At 60.1% G+C, this 20,818-nt stretch carries 16 protein-coding genes and 1 pseudogene; 6 read left to right on the top strand and 11 right to left on the bottom strand.

Features of this window, described 5'->3' with window-relative positions; genetic code table 11:
* Positions 1–15: 15 nt before the first annotated feature.
* Positions 16–927 (bottom strand): LysR substrate-binding domain-containing protein, encoded by a 912-nt coding sequence (locus tag JFT91_RS23635; protein ID WP_201234057.1) that lies wholly within the window; start codon positions 925–927, stop codon positions 16–18.
* Between the two features lie 189 nt (positions 928–1,116).
* Positions 1,117–1,707 (bottom strand): NADPH:quinone oxidoreductase MdaB, encoded by a 591-nt coding sequence (gene mdaB / locus JFT91_RS23630; protein ID WP_201234056.1) that lies wholly within the window; start codon positions 1,705–1,707, stop codon positions 1,117–1,119.
* Positions 1,708–1,891: 184 nt separating this feature from the next.
* Between mdaB and JFT91_RS23625 the strand changes: the two genes are divergently transcribed.
* Positions 1,892–2,206 (top strand): putative quinol monooxygenase, encoded by a 315-nt coding sequence (locus tag JFT91_RS23625; protein ID WP_201234055.1) that lies wholly within the window; start codon positions 1,892–1,894, stop codon positions 2,204–2,206.
* On the opposite strand, the gene JFT91_RS23620 is transcribed toward JFT91_RS23625, so the two are convergent.
* A complete protein-coding gene (locus tag JFT91_RS23620; protein WP_201234054.1) occupies positions 2,196–2,960 on the bottom strand; it encodes a sulfite exporter TauE/SafE family protein in 765 nt (254 codons plus the stop codon). The two genes, JFT91_RS23625 and JFT91_RS23620, sit on opposite strands and share 11 nt — an antisense overlap.
* 214 nt (positions 2,961–3,174) lie before the next feature.
* On the opposite strand from JFT91_RS23620, the gene JFT91_RS23615 reads away from it, so the two are divergent.
* From JFT91_RS23615 to JFT91_RS23600, 4 genes and pseudogenes are all read left to right on the top strand, one after another.
* The gene (locus JFT91_RS23615; protein ID WP_201234053.1) at positions 3,175–4,056 is read left to right on the top strand and encodes a LysR substrate-binding domain-containing protein; all 882 of its coding nucleotides are present in this window, start codon (positions 3,175–3,177) and stop codon (positions 4,054–4,056) included.
* A gap of 43 nt (positions 4,057–4,099) precedes the next feature.
* A pseudogene (locus JFT91_RS23610) lies at positions 4,100–4,438 on the top strand (NAD(P)H-dependent oxidoreductase); the annotation flags it as partial.
* A 113-nt stretch (positions 4,439–4,551) separates the two neighbouring features.
* Positions 4,552–4,761: a MerR family DNA-binding protein gene (locus JFT91_RS30310; protein WP_201234051.1), complete on the top strand. Its 210-nt coding sequence runs from the start codon at positions 4,552–4,554 to the stop codon at positions 4,759–4,761.
* A 109-nt stretch (positions 4,762–4,870) separates the two neighbouring features.
* Positions 4,871–5,221, top strand: coding sequence for a cupin domain-containing protein (locus tag JFT91_RS23600; protein ID WP_122589396.1), 351 nt, complete (start codon positions 4,871–4,873; stop codon positions 5,219–5,221).
* Positions 5,222–5,488: 267 nt separating this feature from the next.
* On the opposite strand, the gene mmsB is transcribed toward JFT91_RS23600, so the two are convergent.
* Both mmsB and JFT91_RS23590 read right to left on the bottom strand, forming a co-directional pair.
* The gene (gene mmsB, locus JFT91_RS23595; protein ID WP_201234050.1) at positions 5,489–6,376 is read right to left on the bottom strand and encodes a 3-hydroxyisobutyrate dehydrogenase; all 888 of its coding nucleotides are present in this window, start codon (positions 6,374–6,376) and stop codon (positions 5,489–5,491) included.
* Between the two features lie 10 nt (positions 6,377–6,386).
* Positions 6,387–7,913, bottom strand: a complete 1,527-nt coding sequence (locus tag JFT91_RS23590; protein ID WP_201234049.1) for a CoA-acylating methylmalonate-semialdehyde dehydrogenase — start codon at positions 7,911–7,913, stop codon at positions 6,387–6,389.
* Between the two features lie 149 nt (positions 7,914–8,062).
* Between JFT91_RS23590 and JFT91_RS23585 the strand changes: the two genes are divergently transcribed.
* Positions 8,063–9,010 carry a LysR family transcriptional regulator gene (locus JFT91_RS23585; protein WP_201234048.1) on the top strand — a complete coding sequence of 316 codons (948 nt, stop codon included), beginning with the start codon at positions 8,063–8,065 and terminating at the stop codon, positions 9,008–9,010.
* Here JFT91_RS23585 and yfiB read toward each other — a convergent pair.
* The 6 genes from yfiB to recC all read right to left on the bottom strand — a co-directional run bounded on the left by yfiB (position 9,007) and on the right by recC (position 20,710).
* Positions 9,007–9,501 carry an outer membrane lipoprotein YfiB gene (gene yfiB, locus JFT91_RS23580; RefSeq protein ID WP_518524893.1) on the bottom strand — a complete coding sequence of 165 codons (495 nt, stop codon included), beginning with the start codon at positions 9,499–9,501 and terminating at the stop codon, positions 9,007–9,009. The genes JFT91_RS23585 and yfiB overlap by 4 nt on opposite strands.
* A 5-nt stretch (positions 9,502–9,506) precedes the next feature.
* A complete protein-coding gene (gene dgcN / locus JFT91_RS23575) occupies positions 9,507–10,775 on the bottom strand; it encodes a diguanylate cyclase DgcN/YfiN (RefSeq protein ID WP_201234047.1) in 1,269 nt (422 codons plus the stop codon).
* A complete protein-coding gene (gene yfiR / locus JFT91_RS23570) occupies positions 10,772–11,347 on the bottom strand; it encodes a regulatory sequestration protein YfiR (RefSeq protein ID WP_201234046.1) in 576 nt (191 codons plus the stop codon). The genes dgcN and yfiR overlap by 4 nt, the downstream gene beginning before the upstream one ends.
* Before the next feature lie 119 nt (positions 11,348–11,466).
* Complete coding sequence (gene recD / locus JFT91_RS23565; protein WP_201234045.1) at positions 11,467–13,575, bottom strand: exodeoxyribonuclease V subunit alpha; 2,109 nt, start codon at positions 13,573–13,575, stop codon at positions 11,467–11,469.
* Positions 13,572–17,261, bottom strand: coding sequence for an exodeoxyribonuclease V subunit beta (recB, locus tag JFT91_RS23560; RefSeq protein ID WP_201228076.1), 3,690 nt, complete (start codon positions 17,259–17,261; stop codon positions 13,572–13,574). The genes recD and recB overlap by 4 nt, the downstream gene beginning before the upstream one ends.
* On the bottom strand, positions 17,258–20,710 hold the full coding sequence (recC, locus tag JFT91_RS23555) for an exodeoxyribonuclease V subunit gamma (protein WP_201234044.1): 3,453 nt from the start codon (positions 20,708–20,710) through the stop codon (positions 17,258–17,260). Before recC ends, recB begins: the two co-directional genes overlap by 4 nt.
* Between the last annotated feature and the right edge of the window lie 108 nt (positions 20,711–20,818).

The raw sequence follows: 20,818 nt of genomic DNA, 5'->3' as shown, positions 1-20,818 counted from the left end.
CGCAGAGGTCACGAATCAGCCCTTGAAATCAGCGCTGGCGTAGGCCGCGAGTTTGCTCTGGATAAAGTCGAGGAAGCACTGAATGCGCAGCGCCAGTTGCGAGTTACGGTAGTACACCGCGTTGATCGGCTGGCGATAACCGCTGTTGAATTCGCCCAGCAGCACCTTCAAACGTCCGGCGCGGATGTCATCGATGGTCATGAAGTGCGACAGGCAGGCGATGCCCTGACCTTCCAGCGCCAGGTGGCGCACGGTCTCGCCGCTGGAGGCGCTGATGGCCGGGTTGATCGGCCAGCGATCACCGTGCACGTAACGCAGCGGCCACTGGTTGAGGCCTTCGTTCTGGGTGAAGCCGAGCAAGGTGTGGTCGCTCAAGTCGGCCACTTGCAACGGCGCACCGTGTTTCTGCAGATACGCGGGGCTGGCGACGATCAGCAGCGGACTGCTACCGAGTGAACGGGCGTGCAGCGTCGAATCGGCGAGGGTGCCGATGCGGATGGCGATGTCGGTGCTTTGTTCCAGCAGGTCAATGATCAGGTCATTGCTGTTGAGTTCGAGCTGGATGTCCGGGTAGAGACGGCGGAACTCGTCGATGTAAGGGACGACGGCGTGGAGCATGAACGGCGAGGCAGCGTTGATCCGCAGGCGTCCGGACGGGGTTTGCTGGCGGGAGGACAGGCGTTCTTCGAGTTGATCCATCTGGTCGAGAATCAGCTTGGCCTGCTCGAAGAAATACTTGCCCTCTTCAGTCAGGTCCATGCGCCGCGTGGTGCGGTTGATCAATGTGGTGTCGAGCTTGGCTTCCAGCTTCGACAGCGTGCGACTTACGGCCGAAGGGGTCTGCCCGACCTGCTCGGCGGCGGCGGAGATTGAACCGCATTCGATCACGCAGACGAAAATCTGCAACTCATCGGATCTGGCTTTCACGGGTGTCCCTTAATTGATCGTCGGCACAAATCCATTGTGGAGAGAGAACACCTTTGTGGCGAGGGGATTTATCCCCGATGGACTGCGCAGCAGGCCCCTTTTTTCAGGATCAAGAGCGGGGCCGCTGCGCGACCCATCGGGGATAAATCCCCTCGCCACAGATAAATCCCCTCGCCAAAGGTAATCATTTCAGGCCTTGAGGGCGAACACCTCTTTCAGATGCTGCTCGTAACGCGCCACATCGTTCTCGATGTTCGGGCGCTTCATCACATCCACACAGAGGAACGTCGGCAAAGCAGTCATGCCCAAAAATTCGTTGGCCTTGTGGAACGGGAAGTACACCGCGTCCACGCCTTTGGCTTCGAAGAAATCAGTCGGGTCATCAAACGCTTGCTGCGGTGCGTTCCAGGTCAGCGACAGCATGTATTGCTTGCCCTGAATCAGCCCACCGCTGCCGTACTTCTGCGACGCGTCGGAACGGGTACGACCATCGCTGGCGTAGAGGCTGCCGTGGCCTTCGGTGAAGACTTCGTCGAGGTACTTTTTCACGGTCCAGGGCGCGCCCATCCACCAGCCCGGCATTTGATAAATGATCACGTCAGCCCAGAGGAATTTCGCCACTTCTTCGGCGACGTCGTAGCCCTCGTCGATGAACGTGGTTTTCACGTCGACACCGCCGCGATCCAGCACGCTCAGCGCGGCTTCGTGCAGGGTGCTGTTGTAGCGACCGTCGGAGTGGGCGAATTTTTTACCGCCGTTGAGCAACAAAACTTTTTTCATGAGAAAGCCTCGGCGCAGCCATCGGGCTGGGTGGAGAAGGGAAAATGGAATGGCGGCAGATTAACCATCCGCCTCGCGCGGAATAAGCCTCGGTTGCGCAAAATACATTTGAGTAAAACGCACGAATAGAGTGCGGATTGTTGCCGTAGGATTGGCCGCCATCTGAACTTGAGGAGCTTTATCGATGAGTGAACGCCACGGTTTCATCCTGCACGCCAAGACCCGCCCGGAAAAAGCCGAGGCGTTCGAGGCGCTGTTTCGCGCTTATGTCGAACCGAGCCGCGCCGAACCGGGTTGCATCGAATACCACATGCTGCGCGACCTGGAAGATCCGTCGCTGTTCATCTTCTACGAGATCTGGGAAAGCCAGGCGCATCTGGACGTGCATTCGAATCTGCCGCACATGAAGCAATTCTTCGAGCAACGCATGGAATATCTGGAGCGCGATTTTGATATCCGCCGGATCGACATGCTCAGCGAGTCGTCGGCTAACCGCTGATCAGCAGGTGGGCGCCGAGCGCGCCCATTCCGATGAAGAACACCCGCTTGAACAGTACGGCGCTGATCCTTTGGCGCAGCCATTGGCCGAGCAACATCCCGAGCACCGCCGGGATCAGTGCCAGCAGCGAGGCGCTTAATTCGCCGCCACCGAGCGCACCACGCCAGAGCAAGCCGCCGGCCAGTGCCAGCGTCGAAACAGTGAAGGACAGGCCCAGCGCCTGCACCAGTTCATCACGGCTCAAACCCAGCGCTTGCAGGTACGGCACGGCGGGAATAACGAAGACGCCGGTGGCGGAAGTGATGAGGCCGGTGATCACGCCACAGACCGGGCCGAGCCAGGATTCATGGCGAGGTTTAACGTGCAGCATCGGCAGGCATAACCCGCTCAACGCATACAGCAACAGCGCCGCGCCTAGCCCACGCACTACCCAATGCCCGCCCGCCATGCCGATCCACACAGTGCCGACACCGGTGCCGAGGAAGATCATCAACAGCATGGGCCACAGGCGCTGGATCAGCTCTTTCAAATGCCCGCCGAATGCCAGTTGCCAGAGATTGGTCAGCGTTGCTGGGATAATCAACAGCGCCGCAGCCTGCGACGGCGCCATAGCCAGACCGAGCAGGCCCATGGCGACCGTGGGCAGGCCGAGACCAATCACGCCTTTGACCAGCCCGGCCATGACGAAGGTAGCGATGACCAGCAGTGACAGGGCCAGCCCGAGGTTTTGGTAGAAATCAGCGAGTGTGTTCATGACGCTACTGTGCGCCTGAGGGGCCGGGTTGAAAATCTGCCATATACTGAGGCTGCCTCTTTCATAACAAGAGGCTGAAATTTTCTTTGAGACCTCAGGCCCCTTCGCGAGCAGGCTCGCTCCCACATTGGATCTGTGGCGAGCACAAACCTGTGGGAGCGAGCCTGCTCGCGAAAGGGCCAGTCCAGTCACTACCAAATCAGAGGCCATCATCATGCACTTCGACCTCACAGACCTGCGCCTCTACCTGCACATTCTCGACACCGGCAACATCACCGCCGGCGCCGCCCGCAGCCATCTGTCACTTGCCGCCGCCAGCGCCAGAATCCGCGCGATGGAAGCATCTTTGGGCACCGAGTTTCTGCAGCGCGGCCGGCGTGGCATCACGCCGACTCCCGCCGGCAAAGCCTTGGCGCAACACGCGCGCATCCTCTTGCAACAGGCCGAACGCATGCAGCAGGATCTGGCCGACTACGCCCAAGGCGTCAAAGGTCAGGTGCGTCTGCTGTGCAACACCACCGCGATCACCGAATACCTGCCGGAAGTGCTCGCGGACTTCTTGCGCAGCCACCCCAATCTCGACATCGACCTGCAAGAGCTGCCCAGCGCACGCATCACTCACGCGTTGCGCCAGGGTGCGGCGGATCTGGGGATTGTGTCTGACGCGGTCGACACCAGCGACTTACAGACGCAAGCGTTCCGCGACGATCCACTGGTGCTGATTCTGCCGCTCGACCACCCATTGTCTGACGCCGCCGAGGTCAGTTTCAGCGACGCCTTGCGCCACGACTTTGTAGGACTGAGCGCCGACAGTGCCTTGGCCATCTATCTCGAAGAACAGGCCCTGCACAGCGGCTCGCGAATGCAGGTGCGCATCCGCGCGGATGGCTTCGACGGCGTGATACGCATGGTCGGCCGTGGCGCGGGGCTTGCCATCGTGCCACTGGCCGCTGTCGAACGCGCGGCGTCTCGCACCTTCAAAAGCATTGCCCTTGATGAACCCTGGGCCCGCCGTACCCTGATGCTCTGTGCCAGAGATTTCAGCGCATTGCCGGGCTACGCCAAAGCGTTGTTGCACACCTTGACTCTCCCCTAAGGGGCAGACTTCATCCTTGGCTTTTTCCAGCAGGGACAGTGACATGGGCAAACGCATTCTGTTGATTCTCGGCCATCCTTCGGCGAGCAGTTTCTGCGCCGCGCTTGCCGAGGGTTACGCCCAATCGGCGCTTGAGGCCGGGCATGAGGTGCGGCAGTTGCGACTCGGAGCGCTGGATTTCGATCCGGTGCTGTGTGCAGGTTATCAACAGGTCCAGGCGCTGGAAGATGACTTGAGCGGGGCTCAGTCCGACATCCTCTGGGCCGAACATCTGACGCTGGTTTACCCGATCTGGTGGGGCGGTATTCCGGCGCTGCTCAAAGGTTTTTTTGATCGGGTGCTGCTCAAGCTGCGCAACGCTCCGGCACCACCATCAAAAGTATCCGTCACTACGAGACGATCGGCCTGCTGCCCAAACCTCGCCGCCATGGCAACTACCGCCTCTACGATCAACAAAGTGTCGAACTGCTGATCTTCATCAAATGCGCCAAAGACATGGGTTTTCGGCTCAAGGAGTTGCAGGCGATCTTCGCTGATCACCACGGTGAGGCGATGCCTTGGGCGCTGGCACGACAGGCCATCGAAGCGAAGAAACGCGAAATCAACGACAGCATGGCCGAGCTCACCCGGCAATACGCGCAACTGGAAGGGTTCGAGGCAACCCTTGAGCACGCCAGAGTCAGTTGCCCGCTGAAAAACCTCTAAGCGGTGCGCGCGCTTCTGAGCACTTCGATGTCGAGCACAGACAACTGAGCAGCGCCCGGGCGCTATAGGGTGCGACTTCATTCCTCAAGTCCACTGCCCGGAGTCCCCCATGACCGCGACCGCCCCTATCACTGTTCTGCGCGACACCCACCCGCTGCCGGTACTCGATGCCTGCAAATGGGAAAAACTCGAGGGCGACCCGCACACCGTCAACCTCAACGCCTACACCAGCGAAGACGGCAGCAAGATCATGGGCACCTGGATCTGCACACCGGGCAAGTGGCGCGTGGAATATGTGAAGTGGGAGTACTGCCATTTCCAGGAAGGCTACTGCGTGATCACCCCGGACGGCATGGCGCCGATTCACCTGCGCGCCGGCGATATTTTCGTGGTTGAACCGGGGATGAAAGGCACGTGGGAAGTGGTTGAGACGGTGCGCAAATATTTCGTGTTTGCCTGATGCAAAAAAGCCGGGAAATCACCCGACGTGATTTCCCGGCAACACCTACTGCAATTTTTTTCAGTACATCCCAGAGATATCCACACCCCAGAGATATCTGTGGGAATAGAGAACCTGTGGCGAGGGGATTTATCCCCGATGGGCTGCGAAGCGGCCCCCTGCATTTTGTCAGTCAAAACGCGGGCTCAGGTTTTGCGACTGCTGCGCAGCCGAGCGGGGATAAATCCCCTCGCCACAAAAAGCTCTTTCACCAGAGACTTTGAAAAGTTACTGCGGCTTGCGATAGCTGTTGATGATCGCCGAGAAATCTTTCCCGCCTTCACCGCGCTGGCTCATCGCCTGATACAACTGCTGCGCCACCGCGCCGAGCACCACCGGTTGATGCGCCTGACGCGCCGCTTCCGTCGCCAGCCCGAGATCCTTGAGCATCAACTCCGCCCCAAACCCGCCGGTATAACCGCGCGAGGCCGGCGCCGTTTCGACGATGCCCGGCCACGGGTTGTACATTTCCGAACTCCAGCAACGCCCGGTCGAGCTGTTGATGATGCCGGCCAACACCGACGTGTCGATGCCCAGCGCATCGCCCAGGGCCATCGCTTCACTGACGCCGACCATGGAAATCGCCAGCAGCAAGTTGTTGCAGATCTTGGCAATCTGCCCGGTGCCGACTTCACCGCAATGCACGATGTTGCGGCCCATCTGCGCCAGCACCGGTTGCAGGGTGGCGAACAGTTCCGGGGTCGCGCCGACCATAAATGTCAGGGTTCCAGCGGTCGCGCCGCCAGTGCCGCCCGAAACCGGCGCATCGGCCACGGTCACACCTTGTTTCGCAGCCGCGGCAGCCACATCGCGAGCCGTCTGTGGATCGATGGTGCTGCAATCCACTGCCGGCACGCCTTTGCCGATGCCGGCGAGCACGCCGTCCTCACCCAGCCATACGCTGCGCACATGCACGGCTGCCGGGAGCATGGTGATCACCAGTTCGGCGTCCTCGGCAGCTTCGCGCGCCGACGAACGAATGGTGCCGCCCAGTTGCTCCAGTTCCGCCAGTACGGTTTTGTTCAGGTCGACCAGATTCAGCGAATGGCCAGCCTTGATCAGGTTGCGCGCCATTGGCGCGCCCATGTTGCCCAGACCGATAAATGCGATTTTCATGGCCCGTTCCTCAGCGCAGGTTGATGGTGGTGTTCACGCCGTCGTTGACGCTGTCGTCATCGAACCAGCGCGCCGTGACCGTTTTGGTCTGTGTGTAGAACTGCACCACTTGCTTGCCGTACGGGCCGAGGTCGCCGAGTTTCGAACCACGCGAACCGGTGAAGCTGAAGAATGGCACCGGCACTGGAATCGGAATATTGATGCCGACCTGGCCGACGTCGATTTCAGTCTGGAATTTACGCGCCGCCGCGCCGCTCTGAGTGAACAGACCCGTGCCGTTGCCGAACGGGTTGGCGTTGACCAGCGCAATCGCCTGATCAAGGGTATCGACTTCCAGCACCACCAGCACCGGGCCGAAGATTTCCTGGGTGTAAATCTGCATGTCGGTGGTCACGCCCGAGAACAGGGTCGGGCCGACAAAGTTGCCTTGCTCGTAGCCCGGCACCTTGATGTCGCGGCCATCCAGTTCGAGCTTGGCGCCCTCCTTGATACCGCTTTCGATCAGCTCGAGAATCCGTGCCTTGGCTTTCTTCGAGATCACCGGCCCGACATCGGTGCCCGGCTCGCTACCGGCATTGACCGTAAGTTTCTGCGCCAGCGCTTTCAGATCCGGCAACCATTGTTTCGCAGCGCCAACCAGCACTACCACCGAGGTGGCCATGCAACGTTGCCCGGCCGCACCGAAACCGGCGCCGACCAGCGCATTCAGCGCTTGTTCGCGATTGGCGTCCGCCAGCACCACGGCGTGGTTCTTCGCGCCCATCATCGATTGCACGCGTTTGCCGTGCTTGCCGGCCAAGTCATAAACGTGAGTGCCGACCGCCGTCGAACCGACGAAGGACACCGCTTTGATGTCCTTGTGCGTGCACAGACCATCGACCACATCTTTACCACCATGCACCACGTTGAGCACACCAGCCGGAACGCCGGCCTCGATGGCCAACTCCACCAACAACATGGTCGACAGCGGATCCTGTTCCGAAGGTTTCAAGACGAAGGTGTTGCCGCACGCGATAGCCATCGGGAACATCCACAGCGGAATCATGGCCGGGAAGTTGAACGGCGTGATGCCGGCGCACACACCGATTGGCTGGCGCAAGGTGTAAGTGTCGACGCCGCCGGCAACGTTTTCGGCGAATTCACCCATTTGCAGGGTGCCGATGGAGCAGGCATGTTCGACCACTTCCAGGCCACGGAAAATATCCCCCTCGGCGTCGGCAATGGTTTTGCCCTGCTCGGCGCTAAGCACCACGGCGATGCGTTTGGAGTGTTCGCGGATCAGCGCTTGCAGCTTGAGCATGATGCGCATGCGGGCGCCAATCGGGGTCAGTTTCCAGGTCTGGAAGGCGCGGTGAGCGGCACTGATGGCGGCATCCACTTCAGTGGCAGTGGCGAACGGCACCTTGGCCAGCACTTCTTGGGTCGCCGGATTGACGATGTCGTGCCATTCGGTGGTCTGCGATTCGACCCATTCACCGTTGATCAGCAGTTTGACCTTCTGAACCGTGGTTTCGTTGGGCGTAAGCGATGCGTTCATGCTGGTCTCCAAAACTTGTTTTTATCGTAGGAGCCAAGGCGAAGGGTTCGCCTTGAGATGAGGCGTGTGTCACGAATTGGTTGTCGGACTGTTTTTGGAGTATAGATGTGCAAACTTCTAATAAGAACGCACATATAAGCCCGTCCATCATGCAAAAAAACATCACCTCTTTAGGTTCGCTGAACTGGGACGACCTCAAGTTTTTCCTCGAAGTCGCCCGTACCCGCAAGGCCAGCACCGCCGCCAAACGGCTGGCTGTCGACTACACCACGGTGTCGCGCCGGATCAGTTCGCTGGAAGCGGCGTTAGGCACGTTGCTGTTCGAGAAGTCGCGCACCAGCGGTTTTGTGCTGACCACCGAAGGCCAGCGTTTGCTCGGTTATGCCGAGTCGATCGAAAGCACCTTGCACATGGCCTGCGAGCAGGTTTCCGGCTCCGGCGTGGCGCTGTCCGGGCATGTGCGCATGGGCTGCACCGAAGGTTTCGGCAGTTTTTTCATCACCCCGCAATTGAGCCACTTCGTTGATGCCTACCCGGCGATTTCGGTGGACATCCTGCCGCTGCCGCACTTCATCAGCCTGTCCAAGCGCGAAGCCGATATTGTCATCGCCTTGGAGCGTCCTGAGCATGGGCCGTACGTCTGCTGCAAACTCTGCGACTACCGCTTGCAGCTCTACGCGACCCAGGACTACCTCGACCAACACCCACCGATCCGCCGCCCGGCCGACTTGAGCAAGCATCAATTCATCAGTTATGTGGACGATCTGGCGTTCAGTTCGGAGCTGCTGTACCTGGCGAACGTGCTGCCCGGCGCCCACGCGAACCTGCGCAGCACCAGCGTGATCGCGCAATTTGTGGCCGCGCAGCAAGGACGTTCACTGGCGATTCTGCCGTGTTTCCTCGCCGCGCAGGACCCACGCCTGCTGCCGGTACTGCCGGAAGAAATCAACATCACCCGGCAGTTCTGGATGTACTGCCGCGAGGACCTGAGGAAGCTCAAGCGGATTACCCTGTTGTGGGATTACATCCGCGAGGTGACCGAGCGCAATCAGCCGCTGTTGATGGGTGAAAGCCGTGAGATGCAGTTCGCCGATTAACCGGCGCTGACCACAATCGCCACCCGACGGTTTTCCGTGCGGCCCGCCGCCGTGGTGTTCGGGGCCACCGGCTCGCTGCTGCCGAGACCTTGCAACTGGATATTTTCCGGCTTCATGCCGACCGTGCCGAGCACGTTGGCGACGCTTTTGGCGCGGCGCAGCGACAGTTGCTGGTTGTAGGTTTCTTTGCCCGACGCATCGGTATGGCCGTCGACTCGCACGCGCTCGATACCAACACCGAGCAGGGCCTTGCCGATGCGCTCGACAATCTCGGTGCTTTGCGCGTTCAGGCTTTCCACGTCGCTGCCAAACAGCACTTTGCCCGACAGGCCAAACTCCCAGCCCTCTTCAGTCAGCTCAAAGCCTTGTTGTTTGAGCACGGCAATTTGCGCCGGAGTCAGGCCTTTTGGCGGGGCGGTCTGGCAACCGGTCAGGGTCAGTGCCGCCATCAATAGCAGCGCGGAAAACAAACGAATGGGCAGTGTGAACACGGGAATCAGCTCCTGGTTTGAACGGGATCGACCGGGTGCTCCGCCCCAGCCGTGAATTGGGCGCCACGCGACAGACGCTTGGCCTGATACATCGCCGCATCGGCGGCGTTGAGCAGCGCACCGGGGGTCGCGCCATGATCGGGGAAAACCGCGATGCCGATACTGAGCGAGGTCACGACACTGGTCCCACCCGGCAGCGCGATAGGCGTATCCATGCTGGCGAGGATCTTGTCGGCAATACGCTCGGCATCTTCGATCTTGTGCAGCGGCGTCAGCAGCACGGCGAACTCGTCACCGCCCAGTCGCGCCACCAGGTCTTCCTCACGCAATTGCGCGCGGATGCGATTGGCAATAGCCACCAACACGGCATCGCCGGCGGCATGGCCAAAGTTGTCGTTGATGCCTTTAAAGCGGTCACTGTCGAGAAACAGCACGGCGACTCGTTCGTTGAGCTTGCCACCACTGCGCAAGGCGCGAATCAGGCGGCCCTCGAAAAAGGCGCGGTTCGGTAGTCCAGTGAGGCTGTCGTGACTGGCCTGGTGGGCAAGTGTCTCGTTTTCGCTCTGCAGATGGCTCTGCCAGGACTCGAGCTCATCAAGCAAGGCATTGAAGTCGTTGCCGAGATTGTCCAGCTCGGCGATTTGCGCTGGCGGTACGCGTCGGTCCAACGCGCGTTCGCTGCGCGCGGCGTGGGCCACCGTGGCCAGACTGCGCAACGGGCCGATGATTTCGCGCAGCTGCCGACGTGCCAGATAGATCGCCAGGCAAGCGCTGATGGCAGTACAGAGAATGATCCCGGCCAGACCACTGAGCAGAAAACGCATCAGGCTGCCGCCGTGCCCAATAAGCAAGACGCGGCCGATTTCACGATCCTGATGGACGATCGGCAGGCTGATGGGCTTTTCCAGAAGGGCGCGGGTGATGAGCGTTTCCAGCCCGGAGAACAGCCCGTTCTCTGGTCGTTGCCAACGCGCGAGCAACTGGCCCCGCGCATCGAGCACCTGCGCATCGGCTACTTCTTCGGTGGACGCGATCAGCTCCAGCGCTTCCGTAGCGGCGGTCTTGTCGTTGAACACCACTGCCGCTTCCACCGTATAGCTGATCGAGCGGGCAATCAGGTGCAGGTTGTGATCGGCATAAACCCGCAGCGCCAACACGCCAAGCAGTGTCAGCGAAACACTGGCCATGGCCACCGCCAGCAGCGCCACCGTCAAGTTGCCGCGACCAATGACCGAGCCCAGCGTGGGGCGAACTTTCGAGCTGAACAGTTTCATGGCGCCGCCAGTTTGCGACGCGACAACTGCAGGACGCTTGGGTGAATACGTACGCCACTGCGGGCGACGGAGTCGAGATTGACTTCGAAAGACACCTGATCGTCGCCAACCCGCAGGCAGAACAGACTGCCCACCGTGCACTGATCACCGCCTTCGCTGATGCTCAACACCGGATGGCCGATCAGCGACGCAAAGAGCCGACTGCGCTCCTCCGACGTGAGTTTGCCGATATACACCGCGTCGCATTCATTGGCGATGGCCGGATTGTCGGCCAGCAATCGACGCACGATAACCGGCCGGCCAGTCGCCTGAGTGGTGCCTTTGACGAGGTCGTCGGTGTATTCGGTGGGCCCGACGATGCACAGGCGCAATTGCGCGGGCTCGACCGGCCAACGGGCGTAACTGAGGATGCCAAGTACGACTTGCGTGACAGATTGGGCGCGCTGCTCAGCCATGCCTGTCGGCGCTTGTGGCTGCGCGACGGCCATGCCCGTCAGCAGCCAGAGCAGACCGACCAGCCACGCGTGCTTGCAGCCAACTACGCGCGCTGTCGACCAGACAGACACCTTCATGCAGGGATTCTCTTGGATCGTACCGAAATGATGCCGCAACGATAGCACAGCGGCGAAATGCCAGCGAGGCAGCGAGCACTGACCGGTTAGTCAGTAATCGCCGCCGATCACGCAGGTTTTCATCCCTGAGGCTCGAAGCCTTCTTCAAGTTCCAGCATCAGCCCGCTCAGGCGTTTGACCTTGCGCAACACCGCTTCCTCAAACACCCCGGCGCGGGGTTCGACCAAGGTAAACCAGTGCTTGGCCCGGGTGATGCCGGTGTAGATCAGTTCTTTGGTCAGCACCGGATTCAGGGCGTCCGGCAGAATCAGCGCGGTGTGGGCGAACTCCGAACCCTGGGACTTGTGCACCGTCATCGCGTAGACGGTTTCGACGTCGTTGAGCCGGCTCGGCAACACGAAGCGCACGCCGCCCTGCCCATCGTTGCGCGGGAAAGCCACGCGCAGCACCGGTTTACCGGCGTCCGGCCCTTCGCGTTCGGGCAACTTGAGGGCGATACCGATATCGCCGTTCATCAAGCCCAGACCGTAGTCGTTGCGTGTCATCAGCACTGGGCGACCTTCGTACCATTGCTGGTCGTTTTCGATCAGCCGCGCCTTGAGCAGCGCTGCGGTGATGCGCAGGTTCAAGCCTTCAACGCCCCATGGCCCTTTGCGCACGGCACACAATAACTGGAAGGTATCGAACGCCTGCAGAACCTCCCGCGCCCAATTGATCCAGTCAGGGTGTTCCAGCGGTCTGCCCGGCGTCGGGCGCTGATTGCGCAGCACGCTCAAATAGTGCCGATAGCCTTGTGGGCCGTCGCCATGGCCCTCGAGCAGCAATCGCTCCAGATGGTGATCGTGCTCGCCTTTCAGCGCTAGCGAAAACACATCGTCATAGTGCCCGGCCGAGAGCAACTCACGTGCCTCTTCCGGCAACTGTTGGTTGACGCGCCGCGCCAGCTGACCAATGCCGCTGCCCTCGCCGAAGCGCCGCGAATGACGCAGCATCACCACTTGCTGTGCCAGCGGGTGCGCGCCGTCGACGTCTTCATGCAAACCGCTGTCCTGCAGCGATTCGCCACTGACCGACTCCAGCCACTGGCGAGTCTGTGGGCTGTACCAACCGCCCTCGGCATCACGGCACAAATCCCCCAGCACCGCTCCGGCCTCTACAGAAGCCAGTTGATCCTTGTCGCCCAACAACACCAGTCGGGCGTGAGCCGGCAAGGCGTCGAGCAGATTGGCCATCATCTCCAGGTCGATCATCGACGCTTCATCGACCACGAGCACGTCCAGCGGTAAGCGGTTGCCAGCATGGTGACGGAAGTGTCGGGTGCCGGGACGGCTGCCAAGCAAACGGTGCACCGTGGTTACGTCGCAAGGGATTTTTGCCCGCACGTTTTCGGCAACTTTCAACGATTGCACTTGCTGACTGATGGACTCGGTCAATCGCGCAGCGGCCTTGCCGGTCGGTGCGGCCAAACGAATCCGCAGTGGCTGACCAGCCTCTACCGCCGGCGCTTGCAGGAGCGCCAGCAAACGCACCACCGTGGTGGTTTTACCGGTGCCGGGACCGCCCGTGACGATGCTGAAAGCACCACGCGTGGCGAGTGCGCAGGCGAGCTTCTGCCAGTCGATCACCTCACCGGCCCTGGCCGCTCCGAACAGTTCGTTCAGGCGTTGCGGCAGGTCATCCGGTGTCGCTTCGCCTTGGGCGAGACGTTGGCGCAATGCCGTGTCGATGCGCCGCTCGTACGCCCAGTAGCGGCGCAGATACAGGCGTTTTCCGCAGAGCACCAGCGGTCGCTGCTGCGCCGTTTCCCGGACATCGGCCGACAGCGCGACCAGATCACTGCCTGCCAACGCCTTGCACCAATGCACGCCATCGAGTGCTTCAAGCAACTGCGAAGGCAACAGCAGCACGCCACCTTGCACATCGCCTTCGGGCGGCAATGACAGTGCGAAATCAGGAGCTTTGAGGGTTTCGAACAGGTCCAGGCAAACGTGCCCATGGCCGAGTTGATGGCTGGTCAGGGCCGCGGCGAGCAGTACCAGCGGATCGGTATCAGGTTCAAGCTCGTAAAGAAACGCGACGAATGCCTTGTCCAGCGCCCGCAGCCAGCCACGCTCGACCCAGCGGCTGAGCAACAGCAACAGATCATCGGCCTTGCTCAGCGGTGAAAGCGTTGACAGGCTGTCGGCGGTCAAAGGCGTTGGTAGCAGATCAGCGAAGGTACGGTTCATAGCAGGATTCCCTGTTCCCATGCGGGTTCGGCCTTGGGTTCAGGTTTACCCTGGAACATCCGGTCCAGTCGTTCGATCAACTCGCGCGGCGGTCGCGCAAAGTACACACCGCGACTGTCGGCTCGCGTGCCGCGCAGGAACAGATACAGTGCTCCGCCGACATGCCGGTCGTAATCGTAGTCAGGCAGCCGCGCCTTGAGCTGACGATGCAACGCCAACAGGTACAACACGTATTGCAGGTCGTAGCGGTTGTCGAGGATCGACTTTTCCATCGCCTGCTCGGTGTACGCCAGATCATCCACGCCCAGCCAGTTGGATTTGTAATCGGCTACGTAATAACGGCCATCGTGCTCAAAGGTCAGGTCGATAAAGCCCTTGAACATGCCATTGAGTTGTACCGGTTCTGCTGCGACGCGGGCCAGACCATTATGGGTGTACTGACGCACGAGTTCGTCGAGTTTGAGCACGTCGACCTTATGGCTGGCGAACCAGAATTCCATTTCAACCCGATATTGCTTCAGTTGCTCAAGAACCACCGGCGCCTGCCCGCCGCCAATCGACAGCGGGGATTTGAGCAGGTGTTGTAACCAGTCACTCAGGGTCGTGATCCAGCCTTCCCAGCCACGCAGGTTGCAGCGGCGGGCAATCGAATCCTCCAGCGCTTCGCGAGTAACCGCAAAGCCGTCGTCACCGGCCCACTCCAGCAAACCGTGGAGAAACGTGCCCGGATTGGGGCCACGGGGAAACCGATGGATATCGGCGCCGCCAGCGATGATCTCTCGCGGCGCATCAGGGTCGAGGCGTTCGTCATCGAACAGTTTCTGTGCTTGCGGGCTGTCCGGAGCTTCGTCGCTGCCCATGCTCAAGACATCACTGATGCGCAATGCGCTGTAGGAAGCGATCCACCAGTTTTCGCTGGCTTTGCGCTTGGGTAACAGCGTGGCACTGAGGATCGCGTCATTGCGTGGCGGTTGGTAATGCTCCTCGGTGGGCGGCGGCATTTCTGCCAGGCTGATGGCCGGGCAGTCTTGTTGCAAATCTTCTAACCAACGGTTCAGTCCGCTGGATTCACCCAGCGATGCACCACCGCCCAGCAAGTAGCCAAGTGCAGAAAGGTGCAATACCGAACTATTGTTATTGCCTCGCTTGAGATCCGTCACACCCAGCCAACAGGCGTGCTGCGCGCGGGTCAGAGCGACATACAGCAGGCGCAGATCTTCAGCCAGACGTTCGTCGTCAGCTTGTGCGATCAACTCGGCGGTCGGCTTGAGACTGACTTGAGCCTTGCCTGAAGCATCGTGGTAATGCAGCGGCAAACGGCTGCCGTCTACCGGTTTCGCCGAGCAAATGAATGGCAGAAATACCAGAGGGTACTCAAGGCCTTTCGACTTGTGGATGGTCACGACCTTGACCAGTTGCTCATCACTTTCCAGACGCAGGATCTGCTCTTCGCCAGCCTGACCGGACAGCGCCAGAAGCTCGGCCAAATGACGGATCAACGCTTGCTCGCCGTCCAGTTCCGCAGCGGCTTGTTGCATCAGCTCCGACAGGTGCAACAGGTTGGTCAGAACACGTTCGCCGTCAGTGCGTGCGATCAACGCCTGCGGCAAATGGAAATCGTGCAACAGGCGCCGCAGCATCGGCAGCACGCCTTGCTTGCGCCACAGCTCGCGGTAGCCGCGGAACTGCATGACCCGGGATTCCCAGACCAGCTCATCCTGGTTCAACCGCTCCAGCTCAACCAATGGCAGGTTCAGGGTGATGCAGGCCAATGCGGCTTTCAATGAACGCTCGACGTCCGGCTCGGCACATGCCTTGAGCCAGGACAGCAGGTCGTGGGCTTCTTGCGCCGCGAACACCGAATCCTTGTCGGAGAGGTAAACGCTGCGCACGCCTCGGGCGGCGAGTTGACCGCGCACGGCCTGAGCCTCTTTGCCATCCCGGACGAGAATCGCGATATCCGAAGGGCGCAGGCCTCTGAACGCTTCACCGTCCCGAGTGAATCCGGCGCTAGCGGTTTGCCCGCCATTGAGCAGAGCGGTGATTTCACTGGCGCATGCAGCTGCCATTTGTTGCCGGTAAACCACGCCTGACAGCGGTTGATCACTGGATAAATGCCAGACATTCAGCGCCGCGACGTCTTGCCCGGCGATCTGCAGTTTCTCCTTGCGACCTTGCGAATCAACCGGCTGAAACGGCACAGGATTCTCGCCGCTTTTCTCGCGGAACAAAAACGCGCCGCGTCCCTGCTCTCGGGACTCGGCGCGCTCGAACACATGATTGACTGCCGTCACCATGCCATGGCTGGAACGGAAGTTGGTGCCCAGCGTATGCAATCGGCCAGTGGTGGCTTGGCGCGCCCGCAGATAGGTGTAGATGTCTGCACCGCGGAATGCGTAGATCGCCTGCTTGGGGTCGCCGATCAGAAACAGCCCAGTATCGGGATTGTTGTCTTCGATGCGATAGATACTCTCGAAGATGCGGTACTGCACCGGGTCGGTGTCCTGGAATTCGTCAATCAACGCCACCGGGAACTGCTCCCGGATCAACGTCGCAAGACGTTCGCCACCGTCAGATTGCAGCGCTGCATCCAGGCGCAAGAGCATGTCGTCGAAACCCATCTCGGCACGGCGGCGCTTCTCTTCTTCGAAGCGCGCGCCGACCCATTTGGCGGCGTGTTGCAAAACGGCAGCGTCGGGCGTTGGCAATGCATCGAGGCTCGACTTGAGGCCCTGCATGGCGTCCAGACCCGGATGGCTCGGAGCCTGGCCTTTCCACGCTTCGGCCATTCCATCAGGGGTCAACCGGCTGAAACCGGTGCCGATGTCGAGTTGTTCGAGGGACTCATCCTCTGCCCAGGCTTTGAGCTTTTCAAACCACGGTTCGAAGTAACGCGCTTGCATCTTGCGCCCGTCGACGGCTTTATTCGCGACACCCTCATGGCAGATGACGAGCAACTCGTCGGCCCACTGACGCCAGGGCATTTTCAATTCGATCAAGGCTGCACGGCGTTCCAGCAGACACTCTTCGATCAGCTCTGCCGGAGCCTTGCTGTTATCGCTGTCGCGCTCACTGGCGAACAGCCCGCGCACCCGAGGCAACAATGCCGCAGGCCCACCCCAATTGTTGCGAACCCAGTTCAGCGCATCGCCTTGCATCGGATAACAGAACAGTCGCCAGTAATCGCGCAGCACTTCGCCGAGCAAATCGCTGTGATCGGTTTCCAGGGATTGGGTAAACAGGCTGCCGCTGTCGAACGCATGCTCGCGCAGCATGCGCTGACACCAACTGTGAATGGTCGAGACGGCAGCCTCGTCCATCCATTGCGCAGCGATATCGAGCCGGTTGGCGCATCCAGACCATTGCCGAGGATCGAATTGATCGCGTAGTTCGGCGATCAAACCGTCGGGGGCGGGGATTTCATCACGGAAGTAACGTGCAGCTTCGGCGAGGCGTGTGCGAATCCGCTCACGCAGCTCTTTGGTTGCCGCATCGGTGAACGTCACTACAAGGATTTGCGGCGGCAACAGTTCGCGAGGGAACCCGCTCGACTCGCCACCATGCCCCAGGATCAGGCGCAGATAGAGCGCAGAAATGGTGAAGGTTTTACCGGTACCGGCACTGGCCTCGATCAACTGACTGCCACGCAGCGGGAATGCCAGAGCGAGCGGTGTTTTCGTACTCATGAACGCGCCCCTTCGCTGGACAATGAACGCCAGGGTGCTTCAAACAGAGGACGGTATAACGCGTCGCACCAACCGGTGAAGGTCTCGTCCGCGAGCAGCGCATCAAAGTCGGCATATTGCCGGGTCAGCGCAGGACTTTCGCGGCGCTCGCCTTCACTGTTCTGCCCATCACCGTCATAGGCTTTACGGGCAGCAGCTTCGGCCTTGAGCGGATCGGTCTGGGACAGCCAGGCAAACGCGGTTTTCACTGCAATCGGCAATGGCTGGCGCATGCCTGCCTGCCAGGCGAGGAGAAGGTCACCGAGGAACCGAACGGATCTTTCCTGCTCCATAGGCTCAAGCAGCAAGGTATCGTCACTGGCCACCAATGCTGTGGTCAGTGAAACGCCGCTGGCGCAGGCGACAAGGTGATTGACCCACGGTTTGGTCAGTCGATGCCATTTGCGGCTCTTGATCGAGCCGATGCTGTTGGGAATGGTTGTGATCGACAAGACACCGCCATCGGCGCGCTGATGCAGGCCCGAGAGCCAGCCTTCAAGGCGTAAATTCTGCAACTCGAGATGAATCGGCATCGCGCTGGTCAGCGGGGTTGGCCATAACGTCAGAAGTTGCCGATAGCGTAGCAGCAAGTCCGGTAGCGGCTCGATCAACTCGCGTTGCAGGCATTCGCCAAAACCGGCCATTGGCAACAATCCGCTGTTTTGCAGGCGGCGCGCCTGAGCTTCGAGCGCCTGCTCGACATTCTCGGGCTGTCGCAGCGCGGCTTCGAGCAGGCTGTCACTGAGCGTATAACGCTGCAACGCGTCCAGCACGAAAGGCTCTTCATCGGCCAGCGGGGCTTCGGCGGCCTCGAAATAGACTTTGAGTCGCTGAGTGAAAAAGTGCCGGACCGGGTTGCGCAAGAAGTCTTGCAACAAGGCCAGGCTCAACGGTTCCTCCTGGATATAAGGCGTGAGTAACTGAGCGTCGGTTTGTGGCTCATGTTGCTGATGCAAAACCTGCCATTCACTGGCGTAGCTGAACAGCTGATCGCCATCATGGAAATAGCGCGCACTGAACGGTTGCAGCGGATGCTCTTCGGTAATGGCGCTCAACAGATCCTGGCTTTCGTCGAGCAGTCGCCAGCCACTGGCGAGGTGATCACGCAATTGGCCGATCAACACCGAAGCAGGCCGTTCACTGTTGTCCCGAATGCTGCGGCCGACCCAACTGATGTAGAGCTGATGGCGTGCGGACAGAAGCGCTTCGAGCAACAGATAACGATCGTCTTCACGCCGCGAACGGTCACCCGGGCGGTAATCGCTGCCCATCAGATCGAAGTCCAGCGGTGGCTGCGCGCGAGGGTAATCACCATCGTTCATTCCCAGCAAACAGACCAGTTTGAAGGGAATGGCGCGCATGGGCATCAGCGTACAAAAGTTCACCGCACCGGCCAGGAAGCGCTGAGACAGGCGGCCCTGATCCAGTCCGGCCAGCCAGGCTTCCCGTACGACGGTCAGCGGCAGTTCATCCACCAGACCTACCGCCTCGCAGGTCTCCAGCCAGGTTTCGCGAAGCTCCTCCAACTGCGTCAGCAAGTAATCATCGTGCTCATTACTGGCTTTGAAGAACAATTGCATCAACGCTTGCAGGCGCTGCCCCCACTCTTTGGGTTGAGCCGGTTGTGTGAGCTGCTGATGAGCGAGTTCCAGGGCATCGAGCAAGGCCACCAAAGGCCCGATCAGTGCAGCATCCAGACCACCGATTTCATCATAGGGCTCGATACCGGCACAGGCTTCGGCGCTGCCGACCGCGTAGCCCAGCAGCATTCGGCGCATACCGAAATGCCAACTGTTCTGCTCCAGTTCCTGCGGCAGTCCAAGCCCGGCGCGTTGTTCGGCATTCATTCCCCAGCGCACACCCGCGCCTTCGATCCAGCGGTGCAACGTCGGCAGGTCGCGCTCTTCCACGCCGAAGCGGGCACGCAGCGCCGGTACGTCGAGCAAATCGAGAATCTCGCTGACCGGGAAACGACTGTCCGGCAACTTGAGCAGGTGCTCGACCGCGATCAGCAATGGATCCCGACCACGCTGGCCCTGATCCGCCAATGTGAAGGGGATGAAGCGCGGATCATGTCGATCGATCTGACCAAAAACAGCACGAATGTGTGGGGCATAACTGTCGACGTCCGGCACCATGACGATCACATCGCGCGGGCGCAGATCCGGGTTGGCACTGAAGCGTGCCAACAGCTGGTCATGGAGGATTTCGACTTCGCGTTGAGCACTGTGGGCAATGTGGAAACGGATCGAATCGTCCTTTGCCAGATCAACAGGAGGCCAATGCTCGCGAGTTTCACTGAGTGGACGCAACTCGAGGATGTCGTCCTGTAATTGATTGAGCAAATTGTGCGGCTGAGTGTCGCTGAACAGGTCAATTCGCCCGTCGCGAAAGGCCGCACGATAGCTGTTGGGATCGTCATAGCTGTCGAGCAGGTTGATGTAGTCGCGACCCTGTTTACCCCATGCAGCCAATAATGGATGGGCGTGTTGATGCAGTGTGTCTGGGTCAAGTGCGACAGGCATGCCACTCTTGCGCGATTGCCGCTTGTATTGGTGACGCAGTAAATCCTTGTCCGCGACGATATCGGCCCAGTGGTGACGGCAAGGGTTGTGTACGCAGAGCAGAACCTGGCTGAAACGAGCGAGCCCTGCTAGTGCTTCGAGCACCTGAGCTGGCAATGAAGATATCCCGAAGACAATGACTCGCGAGGGTAGTCCAGCCGGAGCTTCTGTCAGGTTATTGATGCGTTCGATAAATCGCTGATGAACGCCGGCACGGCTTTGTGCCATGCCTTTTTCGCCCACGTCGCCCAATAGCGCGCGCCACAATTCGGCTTGCCAGCAACTGGTCGGAGGCAGTGGTTTTATTTCGCCCCTGACGTTTCGTAACTGATGCCGCCCTTCCGCCCAATCCTCAAGCCAGTCTGCCCGATACACCTGATATTGGTCGAAGAGATCCGCCAGACGCTCGGACAGCTGATAGCGCTTGCGCAAGTCAGTGTCGTGGGTGAGGAAGCGTTGCAGCGGCTCAAAGTGAGGACGATCGATGACCTGCGGGAGCAGGCGCATCAAACGCCAGGTCAATGGCGCTTTATCGAGCAGGGATTTGGGCGGAATTTCATCTCGGCCCAAAACCATTCGGTACAACTGCCACATGAAACTGCCGGGCAACTGCACATCGATTGCTGCGGCAATGCCGCAACCGCCGAGGTCATCTTCCTCGGGGTCTTCTGCCAGGGCCAATTTGAGCCACTGAGCAATGCCGTTGCTCTGTACCAGAGCAATTTCGTTTTCCAGAGGAGCCAATGGATAGCGCCGCATTATGCTGATCACAAGGCTGCGCAGTTCGTCCAGGCTATTGCTCTGGACCACCATAAATGCAGCGTTGAGGGACTGGGCGTCCGGCATAAAGGATTCCTTGGAAAGTACGAAAGCCAGGGCAGAACCTTAGCATTGTCGGCAGGTTGTGACAGCCGGACGGCGTCTACGAGTGCTGTAAGAACTTTCCTGCGGGCA

It is taken from the genome of Pseudomonas sp. TH08, assembly GCF_016651275.1.
In the GTDB taxonomy this organism is placed as follows: Bacteria; Pseudomonadota; Gammaproteobacteria; order Pseudomonadales; family Pseudomonadaceae; genus Aquipseudomonas.
The sequence above is the reverse complement of the archived record's forward strand: the minus strand, read 5'-3'. Positions and strand labels throughout refer to the sequence as shown.